The sequence below is a fragment of the Bacillus cereus group sp. MYBK101-2 genome (assembly GCF_051918845.1).
Classification (GTDB): domain Bacteria; phylum Bacillota; class Bacilli; order Bacillales; family Bacillaceae_G; genus Bacillus_A; species Bacillus_A paranthracis.
Window position 1 is genome coordinate 109761 of sequence record NZ_JBQAIE010000014.1, and the last position, 6765, is coordinate 116525.

The window sequence follows — 6765 nt, forward strand, 5'->3', positions numbered from 1 at the left end:
GTAACCGCTTACAATTCTAGATTATATATGATTCATTACAAGAAATCTATCATTTACTTTTCATATTTGGTAGAATAAAAAAAATATGTAAGGGGGCTTCAATCATGGCATTTACTGAATCTGATGTGTATAATAACGAAGCATTTTTTGAACAATATATGAAACGAAGATACCGAGAAAATAGCCCAAATGAATCACTTGAAAAGCCAGCCTTTTTTCAACTCATTGGTGATGTGAAAGGAAAGCGAATTCTCGATTTAGGCTGCGGTGACGCAAAATTTGGCAAGGAATTATTAGAAAAAGACTGCCACTCTTACACTGGTATTGAAGGCTCCGAACTTATGTATAAAAAAGCTAAAAAACAACTAGAAGATAAAAATGGGATCGTCCATTTTTTAAACCTCAAAGACTACACATACCCTCCTGCTACTTTTGATTTAGTAACATCTAGACTCGCCTTACATTATATTGAACATCTTCCTATCATTTTTCAAAATGTGTACGAAACTTTAAAAACAAATGGAACCTTTACTTTTAGCGTTCAACATCCTATTATTACCTCTTCATTTGAAAGCTTACAAACGAGCGAGAAAAGAACGAACTGGCTCGTCGATGATTATTTTAAACTGGGTAAACGCGTTGAACCTTGGATTAATCAAGAAGTTATTAAATATCATCGTACAATGGAAGAATATTTCTCATTATTACAACAAACTGGATTTACGATTACAAACATAAAAGAAGCTACACCAAACCAAACTTATTTTCAAAATACGGAAGAATATGAACGACGTTTACGTATTCCCCTCTTCCTCTTATTCTCTTGCCGAAAATAAAAAGACGATGAACCTCTCATCGTCTTTTTCATTATCTCATTGCATGAGCAACTTCTTTACGTACACGTCTTCCTTTTCCATGCGGGATACAAAGTGGCGTCCCAAATAACGGATCCGTACTAATTTGACATTCCATTCGGAATACATCACGTACTAGTTTCTCATCCACTACTTCTTCTGGCTTACCTTGTGCATATATTTGTTTATCTTGAATGGCTACAATATTATCTGCATAACGGCATGCTAAATTTAAATCGTGTAGTACCATAACAATTGTTCTTTGTTCTGTTTCATTTAATTCGAATAATAAATCTAGCACTTCAATTTGGTGAGTCATATCTAAATAGGTAGTAGGCTCATCCAGTAAAATAATATCTGTATCTTGTGCAAGCGTCATTGCAATCCAAGCACGTTGACGTTGTCCACCTGAAAGAGCATGCACATCACGCTCAGCAAATTCTGTCATACCTGTTGCAGCAAGTGCTTTTTGTACCATTTCCTCATCTTTTTCTGACCATTGTTTCAACCAAGTTTGATATGGATAACGTCCTTGCTTTACAAGTTGCAATACTGTAAGCCCTTCTGGCGCTTGCGGTCCTTGCGGTAAAATTGCCATTTGGCGAGCAATTTGCTTCGTTTGCATACTTTGAATGGCTTGATTATCTAACAAAATGTCACCAGTTGTTGGTTTTAATAATCTAGCTAGCGAACGTAATAAAGTTGATTTCCCGCAGCCGTTAGAACCGATAAAGATTGTAATTTCGCCTTTTGGAATTTCTAAATTCAACTCATCAATAATAATTGTTTCACCATAAGACAACGTCAAACGTTTCGTCTCCAATGCTTTTTGCATATTCATCTCCCTTTATGAATTCCGACTTTTATAAAGTAAATAAATAAAATAAGGTGCACCAATTGCTGATGTAAATACCCCTGCTGGAATTTCAAGTGGCGTGAAAACTGTACGCCCAATTAAATCTGCAGCAAGTACTAAAATTGCACCAACGATCGCCGCAACTGGGAGTAATGCACCGTATAAAGAACCAACTAGTCTTCGTGAAATATGAGGTGCCATTAAACCGACAAATCCAATTCCTCCGGCAAAGGCAACTGCTCCACCAATTAAAGCTGTACTAAGTAATAACATGAATACGCGTGATTTCGTTAAAGGAACACCAAGTCCTACCGCAATATCATCCCCTAGCTCTTGCGCATTTAAATGTCTAGCAGCTATAAATGATATTACCGTTAAAATGAGAACCCACGGCGCAAGTACCATAACGTTTTGCCATGAAGAACCGTAAACAGTACCTGTAATCCATACATTCGCTTGGCTCGCTTGATAAATTGGCGCAAGCAACATAAACAAAGTCGTTGCTGCTTTCGTTAATGCCCAAAAACCAACACCAATTAAAACAAGACTAATCGGTGATAACCCATCATTTCTCCATGCAAATAAATATACAAAAAGCGCTACAATCGTTGCCCCAGCAAAGGCTGCTAACGGCATATAATGAATGCTTACAGTTAGCGCGTTATTTTTATCGCTAAATAGAGCTAAAAATAATACAACTGCAACACTTGCACCACCTGTAATCCCGATGATATCAGGTGAAGCCAGTGGATTTCGAACGAGGCCTTGTAAAATACATCCTGCTACAGCAAGTGCGATTCCTACAAGGATAGCAATTAAAATACGAGGCATACGAAACTTATTTACAACCATATTGGACATCGCATCGCCATTTCCAGTAATCGCTTGCCATACATCATAAGGAGCAATTTTCATGTCTCCCATACCTGCACTCGCAAAAAACAATCCTATTAAAACAACTAGTAAACTGAATAAGACGAGACAAGCTCGTTTGTACATTAAAAACGAGAGCCCGCCTTTTCCTATACGAAACGGAATATACTTCTTCATTTGCTAAGCCCTCTCTTACGTGCAATATAAATAAAGAATGGGGCCCCAATAAATGCTGTCATAACCCCTACTGGTACTTCTTGTGGCATAATGACATATCTTGCTGCTATATCAGCTAAAATCAATAGTATTGCACCTAACAAACCACTATACGGTACTCTCCATCTGTGATCGACCCCAACAAGAAATCTGGCAAAATGCGGAGTAACAATACCAATAAACCCAATCGGACCAGCGACCGCAACTGAACCACCGGATAACAGGACAATAATAAGTAGTACGAATGATTTCATTAAAATCGTTCTTTGACCAAGTCCTTTTGCAACGTCTTCCCCCATCATCAATGTATTTACTTTCCCTGCCATCATAATAGATGCAATCCAGCCTATTAATAAATACGGGAATACTGATTGTAAAATTTCTAACTTTCTTCCTTGCACAGATCCGGCAAGCCAAAATAATACTTCTTCAAGCGCCTTTTCATTTAAAACAAGTAATCCTTGTGTTAATGATGAAAATAACGCACTAATTGCCACTCCTGCTAACGTTAATTTAAGAGGCGTTGTCCCCTCTTTTCCTAAAGAGCTAGAAGCAAATACAAGTACAGCTGCAATTGCTGCACCTAAGAAGGCAATCCACGTGAAAACTGATAATGATGTCACGGAAAAAATAACAATTGCTACAACTATGAAGAAAGCAGCACCTGAATTTAATCCAATAAAATCTGGAGAAGCAAGTGGATTTTTCGTTAAAGTTTGCATAAGACAACCTGCAATGGCTAAACTAGCACCAACACTCGCTGCAATTAATGCCCTTGGTAGACGCACATTTTGAATAATAATATGTTCATTGGACCCATTAAAATGGAAAAAAGCATCTAACGCTAATTTCCAACTCGTATTTGTATATCCGAAAATAATACTTCCCCAAATACAAGTAATGACTGCAATGATCCCAACAAATAATCCAATCCATTTTGCTCGATTTGTTTTTAATAACATGCAGCGTTTCCCCTTCAATGTATAATGATACGTTGTAAGTGTATTTCAACTTAATTCGCATTGTCAACGGAAATGAGAATTATTTTCAACCATATGTATTGACAATCAGAAGATAAAGGCTTAATATCATGCTTGCTATTGAAAAAACTTCTCAATATGTAGGGGGTACATAATGAAATTCATGCGAAAGAAATCGTTTACAGTATTTGTATTTTTATTAGCATTTTCACTACTTTTAAGTGCTTGTGGAAAATCAAATACGAAAGAAGAAACAAAAGAAGATACGAAAAAAGAAATGATTCCTGTGGAACATGCAATGGGTAAAACAGAAGTTCCTGCTAATCCAAAACGTGTAGTCATTTTAACAAATGAAGGTACTGAAGCTTTACTTGAATTAGGTATTAAACCAGTTGGGGCTGTAAAATCTTGGACTGGTGATCCGTGGTATCCACATATTAAAGATAAAATGAAAGATGTAAAAGTTGTTGGTGATGAAGGACAAGTGAACGTAGAAACTATCGCTTCTTTAAAACCAGACTTAATTATCGGTAACAAAATGCGTCACGAAAAAGTGTACGAGCAACTAAAAGCAATTGCACCTACTGTGTTTTCTGAAACATTACGCGGTGAATGGAAAGATAACTTCAAGTTTTATGCGAAAGCATTAAATAAAGAAAAAGAAGGTCAAAAGGTTTTAGCTGATTACGATAAACGTATGAAAGATTTAAAAGCCAAACTAGGTGATAAAGTAAATCAAGAAATTTCTATGGTTCGCTTCATGCCTGGTGATGTTCGTATTTATCATGGTGATACATTCTCTGGTGTTATTTTAAAAGAACTTGGATTTAAACGTCCTGGCGATCAAAATAAAGATGACTTCGCAGAGCGTAACGTATCTAAAGAACGTATTTCTGCAATGGATGGCGATGTATTGTTCTACTTCACATTCGATAAAGGAAATGAGAAAAAAGGCTCTGAATTAGAAAAAGAATATATCAATGATCCACTATTTAAAAATTTAAATGCAGTGAAAAATAATAAAGCATACAAAGTTGACGATGTGATTTGGAATACTGCTGGCGGTGTAATGGCTGCTAACCTACTATTAGATGATATCGAAAAACGCTTTGTTAAATAGTATTTCCCTAACCAGCTCCCCTTCTATGGAGCTGGTTATTTTTCAATTCACTTAAATGTCACATTATTTCATTTTGTATTTTTATTCCCAATATGTTATATTATAAAAGTAAATAGAATATATTTTCTCTATATCAGAATAAATGTTTTAATCTAAATTTTCTGATTAATCACTATTTTATTTTCTTTTAGAATTCAATTATTACATTTGAAAACGCTTATCATCTTGTTTTCAGGGCAAAATACAGTAACGGTCGAAGTAAAATAGAACTTTTTTAGAAATTTTCTTTCTATTTCCATATAATTCTATTGACTTCTAAATATTTTGTAAATTAAAATGATTACATAAATATCCGTTATACAGGATTAGGGGGAAACAAAAATGGATGCAGCTTTAAAATTAGACAAAGCTGGAGAGCAACAATCACCAAAAAAACATCCACCAGGGTTATACTTGTTGTTCTTTACAGAAGCATGGGAAAGATTTAGTTATTACGGAATGCGTGGCTTATTAGTTCTTTATTTAACAACGAGCTTAGTAAGCGGCGGTTTAGGATTTGATAAAGCAGTTGCAGTTCAAATTTACGGTATTTTCACAATGTTAGTATACTTCACACCGATTATCGGTGGTTGGTTAACTGACCATTTCATTACGAAGCGCCATGCCATTACTATTGGTGGTATTATCATGGCAATTGGTAACTTTGTACTATTCTCAATGAACACAAAAACTGGACTATTTTTAGGATTAGGATTATTAGTTATTGGTAACGGATTCTTCAAACCAAATATTTCGACTTTATTAGGTCAATTATATAGCGAAAACGATTCTCGTCGTGATAGTGCCTTTACTATCTTCTACATGGGAATTAACTTAGGTGCTCTTATCGCTCCTTTCATTTGCGGTTACTTCGCAGATTATAGATACGGTTTCTTAACAGCTTGTATCGGTATGATTATTGGACAACTTGCCTTTAATTTCTTAGCACCTCGTTACTTAGGGTCTATCGGAACAACTGTTGTAGGGAAAAAATCTAAAGAAAAAAACGCAAAAGCAATCGAGAAAAAACCTTTAACAACACAAGAGAAAAAACGTACTGCTGCAATTTTAATTTTAACTTGTTTCGTAGTATTCTTCTGGGCAGGATTTGAGCAAGCTGGTAGTTCTTTAACACTTTACACAGATAAATTTGTGGATCGTACAATTGGTGGATTTACAATTCCAACACCTTGGTTCCAATCTGTAAACCCACTATTCATTATCTTACTAGCATTACCTGTTTCTGCATTATGGATTAAACTTTCGAAAACAAAAAATGGTGATTTAAAAATCCCAACAAAAATGGCATTTGGTATGATTTTACTAGGGATTGGATATTTAGTTCTAACTTTAGCTGTATTAAAAACTGGTAGCGACGAAGGTAACATTACAATGAAAGCAAACTTACTATTCATTGTATTCACTTACATGTTCCATACAATTGGTGAATTATTCTTATCACCAATCGGATTATCTATGGTAAGTGCAATCGCTCCTGTTAAATTAGCATCATTATTAATGGGTGTATGGTTAGCTGGTACTGGCTTTGCAAACTTACTAGCAGGACAATTAGCTGCTTTCACTCAATCTTTAGGATATTTAGAAGTATTCGCAAGTATCGGTATTATCGTAATCGTACTCGGATTAGTACTTCTTATGTTCTCTAAGAAAATTGCACATATGATGGAATAAGAAATAAAAAGACGCTTCTAAACATGAACTGTACCCCGAATCATGGACACTAAAAAAAAGCCCCATGATTCGGGGTTTTTGTGTATTTTTATCAAAAAACCTCGTTATAATGGAATCAACGATAGAAATGAGGTA

General features: G+C 35.4%; 6 protein-coding genes. 3 read left to right on the top strand and 3 right to left on the bottom strand.

What is annotated here, in order from left to right:
• Positions 1 to 104: 104 nt before the first annotated feature.
• Positions 105 to 836 carry a class I SAM-dependent methyltransferase gene (locus tag ACTFSI_RS22290; RefSeq protein ID WP_000885950.1) on the top strand — a complete coding sequence of 244 codons (732 nt, stop codon included), beginning with the start codon at positions 105 to 107 and terminating at the stop codon, positions 834 to 836.
• A gap of 31 nt (positions 837 to 867) precedes the next feature.
• Here the strand turns inward: ACTFSI_RS22290 and ACTFSI_RS22295 are convergent, their stop codons facing one another.
• Genes ACTFSI_RS22295 through ACTFSI_RS22305 form a run of 3 tightly spaced genes read right to left on the bottom strand, consistent with a single transcriptional unit; the run spans position 868 to position 3761 of the window.
• Positions 868 to 1689: an ABC transporter ATP-binding protein gene (locus ACTFSI_RS22295; protein ID WP_001167959.1), complete on the bottom strand. Its 822-nt coding sequence runs from the start codon at positions 1687 to 1689 to the stop codon at positions 868 to 870.
• Between the two features lie 12 nt (positions 1690 to 1701).
• Positions 1702 to 2760, bottom strand: a complete 1059-nt coding sequence (locus tag ACTFSI_RS22300) for a FecCD family ABC transporter permease (protein WP_000760068.1) — start codon at positions 2758 to 2760, stop codon at positions 1702 to 1704.
• On the bottom strand, positions 2757 to 3761 hold the full coding sequence (locus ACTFSI_RS22305; RefSeq protein ID WP_138322489.1) for a FecCD family ABC transporter permease: 1005 nt from the start codon (positions 3759 to 3761) through the stop codon (positions 2757 to 2759). Before ACTFSI_RS22305 ends, ACTFSI_RS22300 begins: the two co-directional genes overlap by 4 nt.
• Before the next feature lie 172 nt (positions 3762 to 3933).
• Between ACTFSI_RS22305 and ACTFSI_RS22310 the strand changes: the two genes are divergently transcribed.
• Positions 3934 to 4899: an ABC transporter substrate-binding protein gene (locus tag ACTFSI_RS22310; protein ID WP_138322490.1), complete on the top strand. Its 966-nt coding sequence runs from the start codon at positions 3934 to 3936 to the stop codon at positions 4897 to 4899.
• A gap of 381 nt (positions 4900 to 5280) precedes the next feature.
• The gene (locus tag ACTFSI_RS22315) at positions 5281 to 6630 is read left to right on the top strand and encodes a peptide MFS transporter (RefSeq protein WP_000338308.1); all 1350 of its coding nucleotides are present in this window, start codon (positions 5281 to 5283) and stop codon (positions 6628 to 6630) included.
• The last annotated feature ends 135 nt before the right edge of the window (positions 6631 to 6765 follow it).